Genomic DNA, 19184 nt, shown 5'->3' with positions numbered 1-19184 from the left:
CCTGTTAATGGCGGACCAAGCGAATATCGAAATCAAATTTTTTAAAGAAGGTCTCCAGCCGGTCTAATTGATCCGGCGTATAAGACGGGTCTTGAGTAATGGGGTAGGGCATATCCAGCCGTTCATATTTTTTGCGCCCCAACTGGTGGTATGGCAGCATGTCGATCCGCAGGATATTTCCGCGTTTAGCCAATTTCCGTACGTATTCGATAGCGCCGGTAATGGCGTCCCATGAATCGTTATATCCACGGATGAGCGGCATACGGACAATGACGTTGGCGCCGTAATCGACCAGCCATTCCAGATTGCGCCGAATGCCTTCATTGCCGATGCCAAGCATCGCTTTATGCTGTTCGCTGTTGATTTGCTTGATATCGAACAGGAAGGTATCGGTGACGGAGGCCAACTGCTGGTAATTGGCCAGCGGGGTGGTGCCCTGAGTTTCCACGGCGGTATTGAGCATCATCTTCTTGCATTCGCGAAATAACGCGACGGCAAAGTCGGTTTGCAGGCTCATCTCTCCGCCGCCTATGGTGACGCCACCGCCGGATGATATGTAGAAATCGTAGTCCTGCATGATGATCTCCATCAGCTCGCTGACGGTGACATCCTTGCCCATGACATCCAGCGCATTCTGGGTGCAGATCTCTTCGCATTTGCGGCAGCCGATGCAATCTTTATTGCGATCGACGAAGTGTTTCATGCTGCCGTTCTCTTCGGCCCGATAATGGACCCCGGCCGGACAGACATTCACACAGTCACCGCAGTTGATACATTTGTCGTGCGAGAACATCACCTGATATTGGCTGCTCAGTCCTTCAGGATTGGCGCACCAAGGGCAGCTAAGATTGCAGCCCTTAAAAAAAATCAGTGTGCGAATGCCATCTCCGTCATATATCGAATATTTCTGGATGTTGAATATGCGCCCGGTCAATTCATTGTTTGCGATCACGCTTGCCTCCATCTCCAGATATGGCAGGCCGCAGTCGTATTATTTGCGACCCACCATCACGGAGTACTGCCAGTTATTTTTTCAATACAGGGACATCGCTATCAACGTATCGATTAGAACTTCTCAATCACGGTACGGCTGATGATCTCGTCCTGCACCTCTTTACACAGCTCGACAAAATAGGCGCTGTAACCTGCGACACGCACGATCAGGTCGCGGTATTTCTCCGGGTCCTGCTGCGCTTGTTTCAGCACTTCATTGTCCACATAGCTGAACTGCATCTGGCCGTTACCGAGAATCGAGGCCGTACGCAACAACGTGATCAGACCGTGACGTCCCTCTTGGGTGTCCAGCAATCCCTTGAGGAACTTGAAGTTGTGCACCATGCCGATGTTCATGGTCTCCACATTCATCTTGCTTACAGACTTGATGACAGCCGTAGGACCTTGTTTATCTGCCCCCTGGGTCGGGCTGATGCCGTCAGAGAGCGGCATCCATGCCAAGCGGCCGTTCGGTGTAGCGTTGGTCAACTGACCAATAGGCGTGTTATTGGAGATAGACAAAGTGCCGTGGCTCATAACCGAGTAGAGCATCTTGTACTTGCTGCACTCTTTCTCCGTCCACTCGGTGATATCCAGCGCATACTGGTCTACATAGTTGTCATCATTACCGTATTTCGGTGCATTCAAGCAGTCGCGGCGCAACGCTTCATGCCCTTCGAAGTTGGCCAGCAGTGCATCGCGGACCTGCTCAAGAGTGTACTTTTTGTCTTCAAACACCAGCCTGCGGATCGCGGCCATAGAGTCGACATAGGTAGCAAGGCCAGAGAAGATAAGCCCGGGCCCATAGTTGATCATCGCCCCACCGGCGGAGACATCTTTCCCACTCTCCATGCAACCTTCCACCATCAGAGACATGAGTGGTTTAGGTGCAACATCACGGTGCACCCGCTGGCTGATCACAGTCCCAATTGCCGAGAGACGCACGATGTGGGCAATCTGCTTTTTCACCGCAGCATCGAACTCCTCAAAGGTACGCAAATCACGCAGGTCACCGGTATCCAGCCCCTGGTGGCTGTCAAACAACACCATGCGGCCACGGTTGAGCACGAACTCGATGGCGATAGGCCATTGGGTATATCCGGTGGAGGTCCACTGATAGATACGCCCAGACTTTTGTGGCTCAACGCAACCCATCAGGCAATAATCGCGGGCATCTTCAAAATCAAAGCCCTTGCGCAGCATCATCTTGATGTGGGAGTCATCGAAATGGCAGGCAGGAAAACCCATCCCCGCTTTCACGACGTCGACGATTTTCTCCATGTATTTCTGTGGCGACTGGTTATGAATACGGCAACCTAGTGACGGCTGGTAGACCTTCACAAAGCGTACGGCATCCATGATGAGGTAGGTCAGGTTGTTACAAGCATCACCACCATTCCGCTTTTGGCCACCTACGGTCAGGTTAATGAACGGCTGATAACCGGCGAAGTATTTCGCCCCCAGCTCGCTCGACATCCACATCAGTTCGGCACATTTGATGATGAACGCCTGCATCATTTCCAGCGCACTATCGTGGGTTTGGCGTCCCTCACGAATATCGGCTTCGAACATCGGGTAGCAGTACTGGTCAAGGCGACCGAGTGACAGTCCGGTCTGGTTCTCTTCAATTTCGAACAGAGACTCTACAGTCCAGATACTCTGTAGTGCTTCTTGCAGCGTTTTTGGCGGATTGGCCGGTACATTCTCGTTCACGTCGGCGATGGTCAGCAGCTCGGCGCGGCGCTGAGCATTTTGCTCTTTCGCAGCCAGATCACGTGCATGGGCTGCGATGCGTCGAGCATAGTTGACCACCCCTTCGCAGGTTTCTATCGCAGCTTTGTAGTAGTAAATACGGTCGATATCTTCCGGGTTCTCCATGCTCAGCTGATCGAGATGAGCTTGGGCATCAGCTTTTATACCGTTCATCCCTTTGGTGAACAGCAGAACGTCATAGCCAGGGCAGGTATCACCGCCACCGTTAATCTGGTGATAGGAGAGATCACTGACAAAAGTCTCACCGCTGAATGCCCAGATACCGGCTTCACGATATTGTGCTTCGCAGACCTCATCCAGCGAGCGACCTTCCCAGAACGGCACGATCTCTTCACGAATAGTCTTTTTATCCGCTTCACTGATTTCAAAGGGATCTTGCGGACGGGTGCTCATGGTATCGAGTTCATCGTGAACCCAGCGCCAGGCGATATCCGGTGAGAATGCGCCCGCTCGTGGCTTGCCACATGGATGGCCGACGATCAGCTCGTCGTCCTGAATCAGGATCGGGGCGGTTTCGCAGGCGTGACGGAAGGCTTTGGCCCGCAGCAAAATGGTTGGCATGCCCGGGTTGGCTTTGACGACTTCGGTAAAGGCGAGCGCGCGATAGATAGAGACGCTGGGGCGCACGGTCAGATAGCGATTACGCAGGCGTTGCAGACGCGGCGTTAAACCCTCCATCACCGCAGTATCTTCTGTACAGGCAGCGAACGGTACGGCTGAGACGTGCTGCACTCCGCTAAACAAGCGCACTGGCAAATTGAGAGCGCTGAGGTTTTGCTGCGCACTCATGAACATGTCAGAAAGCTCGTTAATTCGCGCGTTCTGGAGGCTAGCGCCATGGAACAAGGCATCAAACATCGGGTAACCGTCGATGGCACAGTTGGCGCGCACTTCGCTTAATTCCGCCAGCTTGAACCACAGACTCTCAACAATTTCATACGCTTGTTGCCCGTTCAGCATGCCACTGGCCATATCGTGCTGAAGGTACGGCAGCAGAGCTTTGTCCGCCCCTTCCGGGTTTACCGCGTAGCTGCCGTTATCCAACTGAAGTGCCAGCTGGAACAGATAGAACGCTTGGCATGCCTCTTTAAAGTTACGTGCAGGGTGGGCCGGGACGTGATGTAAAATGCCGGCACTTTCACGCAGTTCGGCCTGACGGAACGGGTTGCTCTCTGCAGCGGCCAGCATTTCGGCACTGTTAGCCAGATTTTGCGCCAACGCCATGAGGGCATCGCAGGCGTAGATGGCGGCACGGCAGCCGTTCACTTCGTCCATACCGCTGCGGCTAACGGCACTACCCAACGCACGGGTTTTCTCTTCCAGCTGGTGTTTGATGGCCAGCACGCCTTTCTCCACCACCAGCTTGTAGTCGGGAGAGTCGATATCGCTATTCAGATTCAGGAACTTGAAGGTGGACGGGCGCTGCCCGGCACTTTCGTCCTGGAAAATGGCGCCGTGCGGGGTGCGGGTCTGGTTGCCGACAATCAGCTCGTCGGCGCAGATGGTCAGCGGCAGCTGGCGCATCAGTTCGTAAAAACGGCGTGCCGGTTTGACTGCGGCGGGAATGCCCGCGATGTCGCCGTCCAGCCCGTTCAGAATCGTTGCGTGTTCGGTGCACAGGGTGCTGGTATGCGCCAGTAAACGTTCGGCCAGCACTTTGACGCGCGGCGTTAAGTTGTAGTGTGCCATGAGGTAAACTTCTCCAGTTCTTGTTCTTAGCAATCCAGAGCAGCGTTGCCGCTCCATGCGTGGCGGTATAGTTCGGTTAATGCCGGTGCATTCGGTGTACGCGGGTTGGTCGCGGTACAGTTGTCGCGCAGCGCCTGGTTGACCATCTCTGCCAGACGCAGGTCAAAGTCGACAGAGACGACATCGGTATCACCAATCCCGGTCGGCATGTTCATTTCATCTTTCAATGCTTGAATGGCTACCAGCAAGCTGGTAACGCCTTCGCGCGGAGTTTGGGCGGGCAGATCCAGCAGGTGAGCCAGATGAGCATATTTATGGGCGGCCTGGGTATCGCATTGCCCCTGATAATCAGCGTTCCATGCCACGACCTGCGCCATCAGGAGTGCGTTGGCCCGACCGTGTGGTACACGAAACACACCGCCCAAAGCATGGGCCAGACTGTGGGTGATACCGAGTGATGCATTGGTAAATGCCATGCCCGCCATGCATGAGGCGTTGTGCATCTTTTCCCGGGCGAGTAAATCGTGCCCGTTTCGCCAGCAGGTGGGCAGGTAGCGAAACACCTGCTGCACAACCTTCTCTGCCAGCGCATCGGAAAAGTCGCTGGCCGCACGAGAGACATAGGCCTCAAGCGCATGGCACAACACATCCATACCGGTGTCTGCGGTGATGGCAGGCGGCACCGATGCCACCAGCGACGGATCGAGAATGGCGATATCCGGCAGCAGCGACGGGTCTACCAACACCAGCTTCTCGGCGTGGGCTTTTACCACGGAGAAGCTGGTGACTTCAGACCCGGTACCGCTGGTGGTCGGGATGGCTACGAAGCAGGGACGCTCGCGACTGAGGTCCAGACGGGTTTGCGCCAGGGCGAAAATAACCGCTTTGGCCGCATCAATCACCGAACCGCCGCCCAGTGCGATCACCAGATCCGGATAGCAGCTGTCCATGAGCTTCATACCGCGTACTACTGTGGTGATATCCGGATCGGCCACCACATCGTCCCAGAGCTGGAAGGCAATGCCGCGCTGGCGTAGGATCTGCGTCACCCGGTCGGCTAGGCCAAACTTCACCATCATCTGATCGGTGACCAGCAGCACGTTGCGGGCGGGCAGTTCGGTCAGGACGGACAGCGCGTCCTGACCAAAGCGGATCCGAGGTTTCAGCGAAAATTCACTCATTGGGCTATTCACTCCTCAAGCGTCCCGAAACACGTTCTCGACGATGGCGACTACCGACATGGCCTTGTAGTGGTCTTTGTTGAGCGCGAGATACTCCTCGGCCAGTACGATGTCGTGCATGCCTGCGCCGACGCTATCAACGGCGACCCAAGAGCGGTCCTTCATCGGTTGTTGCTCATCGTCCAACTGGGTTATCAGTAGCAGGTTGCTGCCGCGCAGCTCATCGCATTTCTGCGTGGCAACGACATGTCCGGTTACCTTTGCGAGAATCATCGTTTTTATCGCCTTATCTCAATGCGTTACTTGCCAAGGCGCTCAAGCACCTGACGGATGACACGCTCCACGTTCTGCTCGCTGATCTCGCATTCAACACCGGCAGCTGCGCCGGCAAAGCGGTCATCGGCTGAGTTGCAGACCTGTACCGGGGAGGTGAAGCGTACGTCGTCGAGGATGCTGCTGCGCGGATCCACGGCCTGGGGGGCAATGATTGACTGCGGTACAATCGGCTGATCGGGGGCTCGCAGTTCCTCGATGGAGCGCACGCCGTAACCCACCTTGCGGATGTTGAGCAGGTTCAGCGGTCCGACGTTGTCAGAGCTGGATCCGCCACCGACGGCGCCGCACCCGAGCGTCAGTGCCGGCGTGAGGTTGGTGGTGGCACCGATGCCACCGAGTGCGGCAGGGGTGTTGATTAGAATGCGGTTCACCGGTTTTTCCAGGCTGAACTGACGGACCACATCCTGGTTGCGGGTATGGATCACCAGCGTGTGACCCAATCCTTCGTTAGTCAGCAGCTCGACCACGCGATTACAGGCCGCTCTCCAGTCCTCTTCCACATACAGGCCGAGTACCGGGCATAATTTTTCGCGGGAATACGGATTTTTATGAGAGACGGTAGTTTGTTCAGCAACCAGAACTCGGGTGCTGGAGGGAACGGTAAAGCCAGCCAGCTGGCTGAGATAAATCGCCGTTTTGCCAACTACTTTAGGGTTGATGGTGCCGTTCGGGCGCAGCAGCAGGGCGGCCATTTTGGCTGCCTCACTTTCGTTCATGAAGTACGCGCCCTGAGCGTCCAGTTCACGATGAACGTCGTTATAAATGCAACGTTCAACGATGATCGACTGCTCGGATGCACAGATCACACCATTATCGAAGGTTTTGCTGGTGATGATGTCTTTCACCGCCTGATGAATGTCGGCGCTGCGCTCGATGAAGGCAGGACCGTTACCCGGGCCACCGCTGATGGTCGGAGTGCCGGAGGCGTACGCCGCACGCACCATACCTTCACCGCCGGTTGCCAGGATCAGTGATACATCCTTGCTGTGCATTAACTCGGACGTAGCTTCCAGGGTTAGCTCGGTGATCCCATCGACGATCCCCACCGGGGCACCAGCGGCTTCAGCTGCGCGTTTAACGATTTCAATCGCCTTCCAGCTACACTGGCGAGCACCTGGATGCGGTGAGAAGATGATGGCGTTGCCAGCTTTTAACGCGATCAGTGTTTTGTAGATCACCGTAGAGGTTGGGTTAGTCGACGGCACCAGCGCGCAGATCACTCCTAGTGGCACACCCACGTCCATCACTTTTTTTTCCTGATCGTCATGAATGATACCGACGGTCTTCGTATCTTTGATGGCATCGTAAACTCGCAGCGAAGCAAAACGGTTCTTCAGAACCTTATCTTGCCAGTTGCCAAAACCGGTCTCTTCTGCGGCCATCTTTGCCAGTACTTCGGCGTGACGCGCAGCTTCCTCGGCCACGTTCTTCACGATGGCGTCGATTCTCTGCTGTGAAAAGGTGGCCATAATCACCTGCGCCTTTTTGGCATTACGCACCAGTTCTCTCGCGTTCTGGCGGGAGAGCAAATCGGTATCGATTTCAATCATGGAACTATCCTTCATCAGACGTATAAAGTGCGGACGGGACGTGCCCTGTCAGGTCATGCTTTGTGCTGTTCCGCGATTTTTTCGATATCATTGTGCGGCCGAGCAATGACGCGAAAAGTGACCACTTCGCCAATACGCTTTGCAGCTTCCACCCCAGAATCGACAGCAGCCTTTACCGCTCCGACGTCCCCTTTCACCATCGCGGTGACAAGCCCAGAACCGACGTTTTCATATCCAATCAGTTCAACGTTGGCGGCTTTACACATCGCATCCGCTGCTTCAATACAGGCCACCAGACCTTTGGTTTCGATAAGACCAAGTGCTTCTTTCATCAGTTTGCTCCGGTTATTCTATGATTTTGTAATGTGCGACGATCTTGTTGATGTCATTGTGCGGACGCGCGATAACCAACGAGGTCACTACTTCCCCGATACGCTGTGCAGATTCGACGCCGGAGTCGACAGCAGCCTTTACCGCGCCGACGTCCCCTTTCACCATCGCGGTGACAAGCCCAGAACCGACGTTTTCATATCCAATTAGTTCAACGTTGGCGGCTTTACACATCGCATCCGCCGCTTCAATACAGGCCACCAGACCTTTGGTTTCGATAAGCCCCAATGCATCACCCATTTGCTTTCTCCTAGTCTTAAGCCTTGTGTTTAATGATGATTTTATTTATGTCATTGTGCGGACGCGCGATAACCAACGAGGTCACTACTTCCCCGATACGCTGTGCAGATTCGACGCCGGAGTCGACAGCAGCCTTTACCGCGCCGACGTCCCCTTTCACCATCGCGGTGACAAGTCCTGAGCCGATATTTTCATAACCAATCAGTTCAACGTTGGCGGATTTACACATCGCATCCGCCGCTCCAATGCAGGCCACCAGACCTTTGGTTTCGATAAGCCCTAATGCATCACCCATGGTGCTCTCCTCAAAACAAGTTATGTTGTGTGATTCAGGAAAACCGTCCGTGTCACAGCGTTAAACCACGGCGGCAGCGTTCAACAGCCACTATAGGCATTGATGGCTTAAGTGGAATTTAAATCCATAAAGAAGAAATAATTAGCTTTTTGCTCTAAATTTATTATCTTTATAAGCCTTATTTATGTTTTTATGCTTTTTCTGATGGTGTACTTTCGCCTTATATATGGCCGAATTCAGGTTCGGAAATAAGTCGGCACCTGATGTTAAAGGCTTGTTTATTAATGTGGGTTGGGAGGTAATTTGGCCTGGTGCTAACTGTGGAGGAGCTCATGTTTTGTCGTCGAAGCTAAATGTAAAAATTGATTACTGTGCTGGAGGAAGAGGGGATGAAGTACGTGACTGTGGCAGTTTAACTGTGACAGGGGGAGTTGTTTCTCTTGTCTCGGGTCGAAGATCGTTCATCACGACTCAGGAATGTATGCGATGGCCTGGAGGAGTGGGGAGAGGCGGCCTGCCAATCTGATCTGTGATGCACAAGATCAGCCTTGTCGGTAATGATATTGTGCTTGGCACAATAGTTTTGGAGGACGAGCCATCACAACAAGGTTGCTATTACCTCGGAGGTACGGGCAAGCAGGCAGACAACTTGAGTGGGCCACTAATTGTGGCCCTTCTATTCAAGAGGTTGAGGATGAATACACGCGCTGGCGTCATGGGTAGCTGTACCACCGCATCAACCGTATTGGCGGAGCTAGTCCAGCTAGCTGCCGGATTTGAGCTTACAGATCCAAAGTGGCGAGTTAATAGAGCTCAGCAGCATTGCCTTGTTATTGAGCCGCTGCGCGCTCAGAAATAGTCCGTCATGGCTATCGGACATCTCGCGCATAAAATAGTCAAAAATCACATCCGGTGACTGATCAATGGACGATGCGCTGGATTCCCATTTGTTGATGCGGTAGTGGCGTTCGGTGGCGGAGATGCGATTGCTGCTGTAGGTAAACTTGGCGTAGCGCTGGAGATAGAGCCAGCCTGCGTCCGAATCAGTATAGCCTTCAACCACCATAGAGCCTTTTCCCTGGCTGCCGAAGTTAAAGTGGATGTTGCTATTCACGTTCTCTTTTTCCATGTTTTCAAAACGCATGATGCCTTTGGTCGTGCACCTCATGACACCGTCATTTTCTTTGGGTAGCTGATACACGGCATAGACCGCTGCTGCGATAAGCACCATGCAGGAAAAGAGAAATAAGGAACGCGGAGCTAGTCTCATCACGGCTTCCAAGAGTAGTAGAAGTAGTTATCACAATAGCTAAACGGGTTGTCTTCATGCATGGCGCAGTGGGCGAGAAACACGCGTCCCAAGCCATTGGTTTCCAGCCTGTCACCGTAGAAAAACAAAAAGCGTTCGCCGGGTTTGCAGGTAATTCCCAACCGCTGCCGCACGTCATCGAAATTCTTTCGGTACATATCGACACTGACCGAGCGCAACATCTCATCACTGGCTAGCAACTCACACTGGTTATGGGAAATTCGTGTCAGAGCGATTGGACTCGGATCTCGGGCGTTAAATAGGCCTAAAGCCACCAATATAAGTGAAAAAACAAGCAGGCAGCTACCTGCGACATACCAGCATATCCCTCGAGCATGGGGAGTGAGGGGGACACTCCACTCTTCTTGGTCGATAGTCAGCTCGGGTGTTGCAGTAACAAGTTGGTGTACCGGTGTGCTAGTGGGCTGATGATAGATATCATCAATTGGCTCGATGATAACGTCGGGATTTAGCTGCAAATAACCACGTGACACGGTGACGATAATATTGTCGATATCGTAGTGGCGAAATGCCTTGCGTAATATACTCAGGTATTGGTTAAGATTGCTGTTCGATGAGGTTAATCCATTGTCATCCCAGACTTTTTTAAGTACCTCTTCACGGCTGACTATCCCGGTATTTCGCAAGAAAAAATAGAACAGAGCGTTGGCTGTGATGGACAGCTGACTATCCGGATCAGCACTTTCCAACTGAGTCAGAGAACCATCCGTAGCGTCATAAATGAAGCGGGCATTGATGTTGTAGCGCATCTTGGCCTCAGTCCACGCGCTTCACGTGGGAAGCGTCATGTTATAAAGGGTCTCCACCAGCGCCTGACGGTGCTCGGCGCTCATGGTGCGCCCTTCGGTTAACTCCGATAGCCAGATACCGTCCGCTGCATAACGCACCAGCGTACCGGTATGGCTATTATCCAGTTCATCGCCTTTTTCCAGATGCGCCAGCATCCAGTCACGCCAGCACTTTCGCAACATTGGCTCATCCGGCATGGCCAGCGATAGCACCATCAGCTGGCGACTCTCCTGGGTGTCCGTCAATTCGGGGGCTGAAAGATAGTGCAAGTAAGCGCGAGTGAAGCGGCCATAAGAGGTCGTATCCGCCATCATCAGTGCTGAAATGGCGTCTTCCATTATGGCCAGCAGACGAGCAAAGAGGGCAAAAATCAGCGCCTGCTTGTTGGAAAAATGGTGTAGCAAGCCGCCTTTGCTTACCCCCGCTTCATATGCGACGGCGTTTAATGACAAGGCGGCGATACCGTCCCGGCCAGCAATAGTGGCTGCTGCCTCCAGCAGTTGTCGATAGAGACGTACAGGGTCTTTTTTTCGATGTTGTGTTTCCATGTTCATGGCTGAATCATACCGACCAGACGGTATGATTATTCTTGATCGTTATCAATTTGAGGGGGGTGTATCGAGACTGGATACCGTTATTGTGTAGCGGTTCACAATTAACCACATAGATCATATTGACATCATTCCCATGAATATGAGTCATGTGGATTTATTTGAGGACTAGGTGGGTGACAAAGAATTTTCCCTTGATGCCAGCTTTAAGGTTTGGGTCAAAAAAGGCGGGCAGATAGCGATCTCGTAGCTTTGTCAGCACAAGAGTCAGCCCTCGGCAATCGTAACGCCAGCTATCAGCTGGGACTTGCGTGCCAAGAGCAGCATCAAGGCAAGCTGGCAAGTGAATGCCTCGATTAGTTTTAGCAGGCCGCAGTGCCAACAACATCGCGGAGAATGCGCTACGGCTGGTGAGCTTGGGTCGAAAGAACTTCCTGTTTTTTGGCTCTGACCATGGAGGTGATCGGGGCGCCTTGTTGTACATCCTGCTCGGTACTTGCCGGTTAAACGGGGTGGATCCGGAGCATTATCTGCAGCATGTGTTGAATGTGATCGCTGACTGGCCGGTGAACCGGGTCAGCGAACTGTTGCCATGGCGTGTTGCTCTACCCGCTGAATAACCTGTCGCACCTGTCAATACGGCCTTCGCTGGACGCTTACTATCGACAGTGCCATCGATGACGACCATTGCACGCCCCAGTCGTATCTCGATTTTTCCTGATGGCGTTTCTACAGAAGGTGTGGCTCGCGTTGGCACTTCGGGTGCCGAGGCCGGAGGCACAAGGAGCTCCATGGATGAGGGGGGGGAACACCAGTTCGATGGGATATAACGCAGGGGCTTCGGCTTTGGCATCACGTCGCCATTTGAACAAGAGATTGGCATTGACGCCGTGCTCCTGTGCAAGTTTTGAGACAGAGACACCGGGCTGATTGGCGGCATCGACAAGTCGCTGTTTGAATTCTCGCGAGTAATTTGCTCTGCCTTTACGGCTGCTATTGGTACGGCTATTGGTGTACACCATGTTGGTTCCCAATACTTTTTAGTGGGAACTACTTTGTCCACAACTGCCACGATTCACCAGACGGTACTGGCCTGACGCTTACCCCTGATTAGCCGCTTGGGATAGCTCGGCGTCAGTGCGTGATCCATTGGAAGAACAGGCTGCAAGCATGCTGGCGGTCAGCGCCAGCCATAAGGCTCGGTGTGTCATGGGGAAAATCTTCGCAGAGTGAAAAGTGACGGATGAGGCACTGCTGTCTTGCAGGCTGATCCGTTATGCTACGCAGCCACCTGATGGGCAAAAAACTGATGCGGCGCCTTCCCTGGCCATTAGCCTTGCCTATCAGGTGGTTTTCTGTCGGTGATCCTGATAGACCTTCTGCCACTTGGTATGCTCAGCCTTATCGCCTCTGGCCTGCCAGAAATCACAGATACTCTCTGCCAATTCTGCGGCCATGGCATGGTCGTTATCACGACGACAGATCAGATACTGGGCCAGCCAGTTTTGGTACTGCTTCATTGATACCTCTTAAGCGCTATCCAAATCAATTGACCGGATCGGTATCCGTCTTAGGCTGTGCCGCGCGGTAGGCATCCATGACCGGGGCCCAGGCCATGCCACTGGGGGTGGGATATTGCTTGTAGGCATCACCGTATGCTTTATCAAAATCGTCGAACCATTCTTTGTATACTTTGGTGACAGGATTTTCCTTGTCTTGCGAGGTTTGAATTTCCTTAGCAATCCCCCTAGCCAGCAAGATATCAGGTGTCACTCTGACACTGGTTAAAAATGCTTCCACATATCCACCAGTGGCCATGCCTAAGCCAATGTTATCTCGACGCTCTTCGCGCCACTCATCTCTCACCTTGATGCGATAAGGTTGTGCAATCATGCTTTCCAGCTCTGCTGGCAATGCCAGGCTAATGCGATAGCGTTTTTTGTCGTGGAATGAAATCCACTCTAGTTCCACCCGATCTGGAATTGGTCGTGTGGTGTGGCTCCCTTTTGAAATACTCCAGCGATAGTCTTTTTCTTTTAACCCTTCAGCCCCAAAAAATCCGGCGGAACCATTCGTCGAGGCATCAACCAATTTGCCCTGGCGATAAAAGAGTACCTCGGTCACCCATAGTTCATCTGAGTTAGAACCGACCATATGGCGCCAGTCCAACTGCTTGGGGCCGGTGGGGGAAGCCTGACAGGCCGTGACGAACGGCAACAGCAGCAGTAAGAGAATCCAGCGCATGGAAGCCATCATTGCACTGGGTCTGTATCTGTCTTGGGCTGCGCCGCTCGGTAAGCGTCCATGATCGGAGCCCAAGCCATACCACTGGGAACTGGGTACTGTTGATAGGCGTTGCTGTACTTCGCGTCAAAATCAGCCCAAGAATTTTTATACTGGCTGGATAGCGGAATACGTTGATCATAAGGATCATCCGTAACCTCTTTGGCAATCCCCCTGGCTAGCAGGATATCAGGCTTCACTTTGGCATTGGTTAAAAACGCTTCCACATACCCACCAGTGGCCATACCTAAGCCAATGTTATCGCGACGAACCTCACGCCACTCATCCCTCACCTTGATGCGATAAGGTTGCGCAATCATGCGTTCCAGTTCTGCTGGCAAGGCCAGGCTAATGCGATAGCGCTTCTTGTCATGATATGAAACCCACTCCACTTCCACCTTATCGGGAGCGGGGTGAATATCACGACGGCCCTTGCCTATGCCCCAGCGGTAATCCTTCTCTTTTAACGAGTTGGCGCTAACTGAGCTTAGCGCTCCATTGGTTGAGGCATCCACCAACTTGCCCTGACGATAAAAAAGTACCTCGGTCACCCATATCTGATCAGCATTGGTGCCCACCATATGGCGCCAGTCCAGTTGTTTGGGGCCTGTGGGGGCTGCCTGACAGGCCGTGACGAACGGTAACAGCAGCAATAAGAATATCCAGCGCATTAAGAACCTCCCTTTTCATTACCCGTCAGCTTGCGGATCTCTTTGTCACCAACCCTGTTGGGGGCGTTGACCAGCCCTGTGTCAGCGCTGTAGTGCAAATAACTCAGCCGCAACTTTTGGTACACCTCGTCAGGTAAGCGACGAGCCAAGTTGATCACCTCTCCGCGCCGTTTGGCCACATCAACCCATAGCTCATCGAGTTTGGCCAGATTTAAGGTGGGATATGAAAGGGCACTGCTGAGCATCAAGTCTCGGCGACTGGGGTCCCACTTAATAAAGGGGACTCCGGCATCCCGCGCAGCTTCCACCATCATGTGCAACGGGATCCGTGAATACTCCCCCTCCACCACCCGGTGCAGCACCACATCTACGCTGATGTTTCTAAGCCCCCCAGATTGACTGCCCGTGATCGGGCCCAGCGACCTGGGGCGTACATTCAAATAACCAAGCTGAGTTGTATCAAGATGGCTAGCCAAGGACACAACGCCTTTGCCCCAGCCTTGTCCAGCCTGCATTTTGGCATAGGCACTGGCATCCCGATATGCCTGGGCATCCGTTGGATGGATGTGCGGCAACTCATCGGAACTGAAGGTCCCAATCACACTATTTTCAGTGATCAGCGGTGACGCATAGTTGGGATCACGCAAACTCCAGCGGCTGTAATAGCCCCCACCGATATCGGAGTGGGCGCCGGGAATAATCACTTCGGTAAAATTATCCGCAATCGCGGTACCTGCGGCATCGTCGGTGATACGGGTCAAGTCAAAGTGATAGCGCCACTCATCGGCAGCAACGATATGCACCACCCGCTCGGCGCAGTCAGGAGCCAACGTCACATTACGTTTACCCCACAGATAGGAGCTGACCACGGTATCAAACAGCCCGACAAACTGGATCCGCACATCATCACGACTGGCCCAGTCAAAGCCCGCTTTCAAGGGAATATCAGGGTCAGCAGCCATGGCTTCCACCAGTGGGTGGTCCCCCTTTTGGTCGATACGGTTTACAAACTGGCGAGCGGCAGAGGCGCCCCGGCTAAAGCCAAAGACATCGAACTCGACCTTATGGATGCACTCAATGGTGGGCAGTATGCTCTCAAGTTGTTCTTTTATTTCTGCAACAATCTGGGTACGACAAGCCTGTTCGACACGGGACGCGCTGGAGGTCTGGCCCTTATCTGCCCCCAAGCCTGCAGTGGCGTCATCCTCACCTTTGGTCGTGCCGATGCCTTCGATGTACACAGCGGCACTTAACTCAGGAGCTTTGTCATTACGTAGATATAGGTCACTGGCCTTGCCAATATTGGTGATGTCGTTCTTCTCACTGTTGTTCAGGCCATCAGGCAACGCCCCTTCAAAACACTGCTCCAGCAATATCTGCTGTTCTTCCGGGCTGCATTGCGCCAAGGCCTCCTCCAGCGCGCTTTTCCCCCCCTTGTGCTTGAAGGTGTTGTTGGCGGTGCCATCAAAGAACACCCCGATGCGCAGGATATTCAGCTGATAGCCCTTCACCTCAATCACATAGGAGTGCTTGGTGATAAAGCGCGGTGGCTGGGCTTTTCCTGCTTGATGCCCTTCCGGTAGCGGCTGCTCGGGGTCGGTGAGGCAAAGGTCGCCAGTGGTCACCTTGATGTGCTCGCGTTTCACATCGCAGTGTCCGAAGAGCTTGTCGGTATAGGGGGGGACCTTGCTGGTCTCACCCTTCTTGAGGGCTTCACGGGACTGGGCGGCTTTGAGCCAGGACTGGGTTTCCAGCTTGACGGTGACCGGCCCCACCGCAAAGCCTTGTACCAGGGTCGGACCGTCTTTCAGGGTCACGGTTTGGGTTTTGCCTGCAGCGTCGGTCAAGGTGGCTTTTTGCCCTTTAAACGAGCGGTTCTGTTCATCCCGAACGTCTATCTCAATCCAGCAGTTACTTTGCTCACAGGGGATGCAGTGGGCGCTGATAGCCATTACACGGCTCCTATCAATTCAGGGTGTTTGTTCAGCCAGTTATTCACCTGAGCCAGTTCGTCGTTAGTCAGCATCAATGGCGCTCTGATGGCATCGAGCGCCATATTAGCCTGCAACGTGAGAGCGCCAGCCACAACGCCATCAAGGACGTCACCTTCTAACCCACCTTGATTGGCCTGCTTGAGGACTGTGGCAATTGCGGCTTCCGGATTGGGATGACGCGCCATCATATCCTCCATGCGCTGCCAGAAGTGGCGAGAGAGGATGTAGGCGTGACGGCTTTCGTCATACAGCGGTGCCAGGTGGTGAGGCTGGACGCGAAACCAGGGTGCTTGGCGGGGAGTAAATTCGGCATCAGGCGTGCGTAGCCAAGCGCTGTCGTTAGCCCACAGGCTGGTGCAGGGGCCGAGCACATCATCGAGCTCCTGCTGACTCATGGTGCCGAGCATCTTGGGGAAAACCCGGTTATCGGCGTAGCGCAGCCACATCACTTCCCCTTCAAACGCCACCTCTATCAGGCTTTGCCAATGCTGCTGTACTACATCCAAAGAGGCGCTGCTGATGACATAAATGCCGCCAAGTTGCGGGTGAGCAGCAATAAACTCAGGAGTGGGAGACGGTAATAGCCAGGGGCCTTGCTCGGCTTGGTCGGCAAAGGCAGTACCGGCAAACAGGGGGGAGGCATGCTCGCCCCCCATGGCACAGAAACTCGCAACGGCAGTGGTATCCAATGCCGCATCGACGATGGCAAAAAGCTGGCCCGGTTGTTGGTTACGCCATTCTTGAAAGGTCATGCCTTACCTCCCTTGGCGAAGGGGCAGGGCTTCACTAGTGCAGCCATGGACTCCATGCTCTTTTGAATCGAGAACGCCGGGATAGTAGCCGGGGGAGCGGGGGGTACTTTCACCGCACCTGGCAAGCCGGGCATCTGACCCGCCCAACCAGAGCCGGAGCCAGGGCTACCCCCTGAGTTCATCTTGATGCTGGGACCGACCAGGGTGACACCACTGGGGTCAACTTTCACAAAGCTGCCACCGACCTTGAGCGTCAGCTCTGAGCCTGCTTCCAGCACAATCTTGTTACCGGCCTTGATGTGGACCTCTTGGCCCGCTTCAACCAGCAGTGCCTGCGCGATTTTCTGGTGGAGCGATGCGTCCACCGTCAGGGAGTAATCGCCCTTGATGTGGTCGCGCTTCTCGCCTTCTACCGTCAGGTGGTCGTTGGCCTTGATGCGGGTGACCCGCTCGTTGTCGATGTCGGTGTGCTGGTCATGCTTGATGTGCCAAGCAGCGTCGTTCTCTATCAGCACATTCAGGTCTTTCTGACTGTGGATATAAATCTCTTCCTGACCCGCTTGGTCTTCAAAGCGCAGCTCGTTGAAGCCTTCACCCTGATGGGTTTCGGTGCGCAGCACGGTACGGGTCTTGTTGGCGGGCAGCTCGTAAGGGGGTCGGTTGGTGGCGTGATAGGTGCGACCGGTGACGATGGGCTGGTCGGGGTCGCCTTCTAAAAACTCGACTATGACCTCGTGGCCGATACGTGGAATAGCCATCATGCCGTATTGACCGCCCGCCCAGCCCTGACTCACCCGCACCCAGCAGGAGCTCTGGTCGTTGGAGCTGCCATATCTGTCCCACGGGAATTGCAGTTTTACCCGGCCATGCTCGTCGCAGTAAATCTCCTCCCCTTCAGGCCCCACCACGCTGGCGATTTGCGGGCCATCCACCATCGGCTTATGGGGTGCCTCGGGGCTGCCAATCCGCGCTCGCCAAGTGGTGCTCGCTTTGACCACGCCAAATTCGTTGTGGTAGACGGTCGGGCCACTGCCGCCCTCCTCTTCCAGCGCCTGTGGCTGTTCGCCGGTGTGGCAGATACGCACAATTTGCCAGTCGGTGTTGAGGCTGCCGTTCGGGTGTTCGGTCAGCGAGAAACTCTGGCCCGGCAAGAGGGCTGCGCTGTTGGACTTGCCACTGCCGCTGACCGCGTCATTGCGCAGCGCATCGAGCCGGTGCTGGGCAAACGCCTTGCCACTGCCGTCCTGCTTGTAGCGGCCCGGATAGTCAAAATGCTGGTAAGTGTCGCGCTGGTGCTCGAGCTCAGCCCCCATTTTCTTCTGGGAGAGGCCATAAGCCGGGGTCTTAAAGCTGTAGTCCTTGAGCTCTACCTCTGAGGGGCGCACCGATTCGCGGTAGTGGAACTGGCGAACATAGGCGCCCTGTTCCAGCGAGCGGTTGCCGAGGTTGAAGAAGAGCTCGGGGCCTTGGGTCAGCGCAGCTGCATCGTCGGCAAACACGATACGGTGCTTGCCTTGCTCGAATTCATGGAAATAGAACAAGCCCTCTTCGGCAGCGAGGCGGTTAACGAAATCGAGGTCGGTTTCGCGGTACTGAACGCAATATTCCCGCTGGGCATGCTCGTTTTTCAGCGCAAAGGCGTAATCGGTGATGCCGTGCTCTTGCAGCAAAATGGAGAGGATTTCGTCCGGCTTCTGTGCCTGGAAGATGCGGGAGTTCTGGCGCAATCCCAATCGCCACAGGGCAGGTTTGACTTGCAGCTGATAGCGGGTACGGCGAAAGCCGCTGTCCCCTTGCGCAAAGTCGCTCACTACCCCGCATACCCGCCGTTGCAGCTCGCCGTGGTACCACACCATCAGCTCGCAGGGCTGGTCCAGCACAGCACCAAAGTCGATGTCCGGTTGCTGGCTGGCCACCTCCAGTTTGAGGCTAAACGGGCTGTTCAAGCCCTCATCCAGCTTGAAGCTCGCGACCGCAAAGGTGTTGTCAGCCAGTGCGCCAACCTTGACGGTGAATTGTAATCCTGTGCTCTGTGCCATGACCTTGTTCCTTATCCTGCTTGCCCGCTGCCCGAACCAATCACCACGCCACCACAATCCACCGCTGTGCCGGTGATAGCGATAGGCTTGCCATTAACCAGCACAGACCCCACACCACCGGCAATGCTGCGCGGGTGGGGCGGGTTGTTGGGCTTGTCGTGCGGCGCCAGCGGGTCACCCTGACGGGCCACCGGCTTGCCATCGAGAAAGACATCAGGGCTGGCGGCTATCACCGGGGTCGGTGGAAAGCCATCGTGGTCGGTGCCAAGGTCACCAAGCAGTGCAATGGAGGGACACATAATTCAAACCTCTTGTGTGCTTTGCCATC

The 19184-nt window shown here is 54.4% G+C and carries 19 protein-coding genes and 1 pseudogene; 1 reads left to right on the top strand and 19 read right to left on the bottom strand.

Features of this window, described 5'->3' with window-relative positions; translation table 11 throughout:
- Window positions 1-4: 4 nt before the first annotated feature.
- The 11 genes from cutD to WJM78_RS03755 form a co-directional block, all read right to left on the bottom strand.
- On the bottom strand, window positions 5-952 hold the full coding sequence (cutD, locus tag WJM78_RS03805; protein ID WP_339013768.1) for a choline TMA-lyase-activating enzyme: 948 nt from the start codon (window positions 950-952) through the stop codon (window positions 5-7).
- Between the two features lie 113 nt (window positions 953-1065).
- A complete protein-coding gene (gene cutC / locus WJM78_RS03800) occupies window positions 1066-4455 on the bottom strand; it encodes a choline trimethylamine-lyase (protein WP_339013761.1) in 3390 nt (1129 codons plus the stop codon).
- Between the two features lie 26 nt (window positions 4456-4481).
- A complete protein-coding gene (locus tag WJM78_RS03795) occupies window positions 4482-5636 on the bottom strand; it encodes a 1-propanol dehydrogenase PduQ (protein ID WP_339013759.1) in 1155 nt (384 codons plus the stop codon).
- Window positions 5637-5651: 15 nt separating this feature from the next.
- A complete protein-coding gene (locus WJM78_RS03790) occupies window positions 5652-5909 on the bottom strand; it encodes a EutN/CcmL family microcompartment protein (protein ID WP_339013757.1) in 258 nt (85 codons plus the stop codon).
- Window positions 5910-5935: 26 nt separating this feature from the next.
- A complete protein-coding gene (locus tag WJM78_RS03785; protein ID WP_339013754.1) occupies window positions 5936-7522 on the bottom strand; it encodes an acetaldehyde dehydrogenase (acetylating) in 1587 nt (528 codons plus the stop codon).
- Window positions 7523-7575: 53 nt separating this feature from the next.
- Entirely contained in the window at window positions 7576-7854 is a 279-nt protein-coding gene (locus tag WJM78_RS03780; RefSeq protein ID WP_339013751.1) for a BMC domain-containing protein, read from the bottom strand.
- A gap of 13 nt (window positions 7855-7867) precedes the next feature.
- Entirely contained in the window at window positions 7868-8152 is a 285-nt protein-coding gene (locus WJM78_RS03775; protein WP_339013749.1) for a BMC domain-containing protein, read from the bottom strand.
- A gap of 16 nt (window positions 8153-8168) precedes the next feature.
- Window positions 8169-8447 carry a BMC domain-containing protein gene (locus WJM78_RS03770; protein WP_339013746.1) on the bottom strand — a complete coding sequence of 93 codons (279 nt, stop codon included), beginning with the start codon at window positions 8445-8447 and terminating at the stop codon, window positions 8169-8171.
- A gap of 763 nt (window positions 8448-9210) precedes the next feature.
- Window positions 9211-9717: a FidL-like protein gene (locus WJM78_RS03765; RefSeq protein WP_339013743.1), complete on the bottom strand. Its 507-nt coding sequence runs from the start codon at window positions 9715-9717 to the stop codon at window positions 9211-9213.
- The gene (locus WJM78_RS03760; protein WP_339013741.1) at window positions 9717-10526 is read right to left on the bottom strand and encodes a winged helix-turn-helix domain-containing protein; all 810 of its coding nucleotides are present in this window, start codon (window positions 10524-10526) and stop codon (window positions 9717-9719) included. The genes WJM78_RS03765 and WJM78_RS03760 overlap by 1 nt, the downstream gene beginning before the upstream one ends.
- A gap of 21 nt (window positions 10527-10547) precedes the next feature.
- Window positions 10548-11120 (bottom strand): TetR/AcrR family transcriptional regulator, encoded by a 573-nt coding sequence (locus WJM78_RS03755; protein ID WP_339013738.1) that lies wholly within the window; start codon window positions 11118-11120, stop codon window positions 10548-10550.
- Between the two features lie 377 nt (window positions 11121-11497).
- Between WJM78_RS03755 and WJM78_RS03750 the strand changes: the two are divergent.
- A pseudogene (locus tag WJM78_RS03750) lies at window positions 11498-11737 on the top strand (transposase domain-containing protein); the annotation flags it as partial.
- 39 nt (window positions 11738-11776) lie between these two features.
- Here WJM78_RS03750 and WJM78_RS22765 read toward each other — a convergent pair.
- From WJM78_RS22765 to WJM78_RS03715, 8 genes are all read right to left on the bottom strand, one after another.
- Window positions 11777-12139 (bottom strand): transposase, encoded by a 363-nt coding sequence (locus WJM78_RS22765; protein WP_422388431.1) that lies wholly within the window; start codon window positions 12137-12139, stop codon window positions 11777-11779.
- 321 nt (window positions 12140-12460) lie between these two features.
- Window positions 12461-12637, bottom strand: a complete 177-nt coding sequence (locus WJM78_RS03745) for a hypothetical protein (protein ID WP_270688376.1) — start codon at window positions 12635-12637, stop codon at window positions 12461-12463.
- Window positions 12638-12662: 25 nt separating this feature from the next.
- Complete coding sequence (locus WJM78_RS03740) at window positions 12663-13361, bottom strand: DUF2931 family protein (RefSeq protein ID WP_339013728.1); 699 nt, start codon at window positions 13359-13361, stop codon at window positions 12663-12665.
- A gap of 8 nt (window positions 13362-13369) precedes the next feature.
- On the bottom strand, window positions 13370-14071 hold the full coding sequence (locus WJM78_RS03735) for a DUF2931 family protein (RefSeq protein ID WP_339013725.1): 702 nt from the start codon (window positions 14069-14071) through the stop codon (window positions 13370-13372).
- Entirely contained in the window at window positions 14071-16023 is a 1953-nt protein-coding gene (locus tag WJM78_RS03730; RefSeq protein WP_339013723.1) for a DUF2235 domain-containing protein, read from the bottom strand. The genes WJM78_RS03735 and WJM78_RS03730 overlap by 1 nt, the downstream gene beginning before the upstream one ends.
- Window positions 16023-16817, bottom strand: a complete 795-nt coding sequence (locus tag WJM78_RS03725; protein WP_339013722.1) for a DUF4123 domain-containing protein — start codon at window positions 16815-16817, stop codon at window positions 16023-16025. Before WJM78_RS03725 ends, WJM78_RS03730 begins: the two co-directional genes overlap by 1 nt.
- Entirely contained in the window at window positions 16814-18856 is a 2043-nt protein-coding gene (tssI, locus tag WJM78_RS03720; RefSeq protein ID WP_339013719.1) for a type VI secretion system tip protein VgrG, read from the bottom strand. The genes WJM78_RS03725 and tssI overlap by 4 nt, the downstream gene beginning before the upstream one ends.
- Before the next feature lie 11 nt (window positions 18857-18867).
- Window positions 18868-19155, bottom strand: coding sequence for a type VI secretion system PAAR protein (locus WJM78_RS03715; RefSeq protein ID WP_042038057.1), 288 nt, complete (start codon window positions 19153-19155; stop codon window positions 18868-18870).
- Between the last annotated feature and the right edge of the window lie 29 nt (window positions 19156-19184).

This window comes from Aeromonas popoffii (assembly GCF_037818705.1).
Taxonomy (GTDB): Bacteria; Pseudomonadota; Gammaproteobacteria; order Enterobacterales; family Aeromonadaceae; genus Aeromonas; species Aeromonas popoffii.
Note: the sequence above shows the minus strand (reverse complement) of the source record. Positions and strands in the feature narration are given on the sequence as shown.

Coding starts and splice junctions, on each gene's coding strand:
- cutC (WP_339013761.1), bottom strand. CDS start 4,455: ATGGCACACTACAACTTAACGCCGCGCGTCAAAGTGCTGGCCGAACGT.
- WJM78_RS03795 (WP_339013759.1), bottom strand. CDS start 5,636: ATGAGTGAATTTTCGCTGAAACCTCGGATCCGCTTTGGTCAGGACGCG.
- WJM78_RS03790 (WP_339013757.1), bottom strand. CDS start 5,909: ATGATTCTCGCAAAGGTAACCGGACATGTCGTTGCCACGCAGAAATGC.
- WJM78_RS03785 (WP_339013754.1), bottom strand. CDS start 7,522: ATGATTGAAATCGATACCGATTTGCTCTCCCGCCAGAACGCGAGAGAA.
- WJM78_RS03780 (WP_339013751.1), bottom strand. CDS start 7,854: ATGAAAGAAGCACTTGGTCTTATCGAAACCAAAGGTCTGGTGGCCTGT.
- WJM78_RS03775 (WP_339013749.1), bottom strand. CDS start 8,152: ATGGGTGATGCATTGGGGCTTATCGAAACCAAAGGTCTGGTGGCCTGT.
- WJM78_RS03770 (WP_339013746.1), bottom strand. CDS start 8,447: ATGGGTGATGCATTAGGGCTTATCGAAACCAAAGGTCTGGTGGCCTGC.
- WJM78_RS03765 (WP_339013743.1), bottom strand. CDS start 9,717: ATGAGACTAGCTCCGCGTTCCTTATTTCTCTTTTCCTGCATGGTGCTT.
- WJM78_RS03760 (WP_339013741.1), bottom strand. CDS start 10,526: ATGCGCTACAACATCAATGCCCGCTTCATTTATGACGCTACGGATGGT.
- WJM78_RS03755 (WP_339013738.1), bottom strand. CDS start 11,120: ATGAACATGGAAACACAACATCGAAAAAAAGACCCTGTACGTCTCTAT.
- WJM78_RS22765 (WP_422388431.1), bottom strand. CDS start 12,139: ATGGTGTACACCAATAGCCGTACCAATAGCAGCCGTAAAGGCAGAGCA.
- WJM78_RS03745 (WP_270688376.1), bottom strand. CDS start 12,637: ATGAAGCAGTACCAAAACTGGCTGGCCCAGTATCTGATCTGTCGTCGT.
- WJM78_RS03740 (WP_339013728.1), bottom strand. CDS start 13,361: ATGCGCTGGATTCTCTTACTGCTGCTGTTGCCGTTCGTCACGGCCTGT.
- WJM78_RS03735 (WP_339013725.1), bottom strand. CDS start 14,071: ATGCGCTGGATATTCTTATTGCTGCTGTTACCGTTCGTCACGGCCTGT.
- WJM78_RS03730 (WP_339013723.1), bottom strand. CDS start 16,023: ATGGCTATCAGCGCCCACTGCATCCCCTGTGAGCAAAGTAACTGCTGG.
- WJM78_RS03725 (WP_339013722.1), bottom strand. CDS start 16,817: ATGACCTTTCAAGAATGGCGTAACCAACAACCGGGCCAGCTTTTTGCC.
- tssI (WP_339013719.1), bottom strand. CDS start 18,856: ATGGCACAGAGCACAGGATTACAATTCACCGTCAAGGTTGGCGCACTG.
- WJM78_RS03715 (WP_042038057.1), bottom strand. CDS start 19,155: ATGTGTCCCTCCATTGCACTGCTTGGTGACCTTGGCACCGACCACGAT.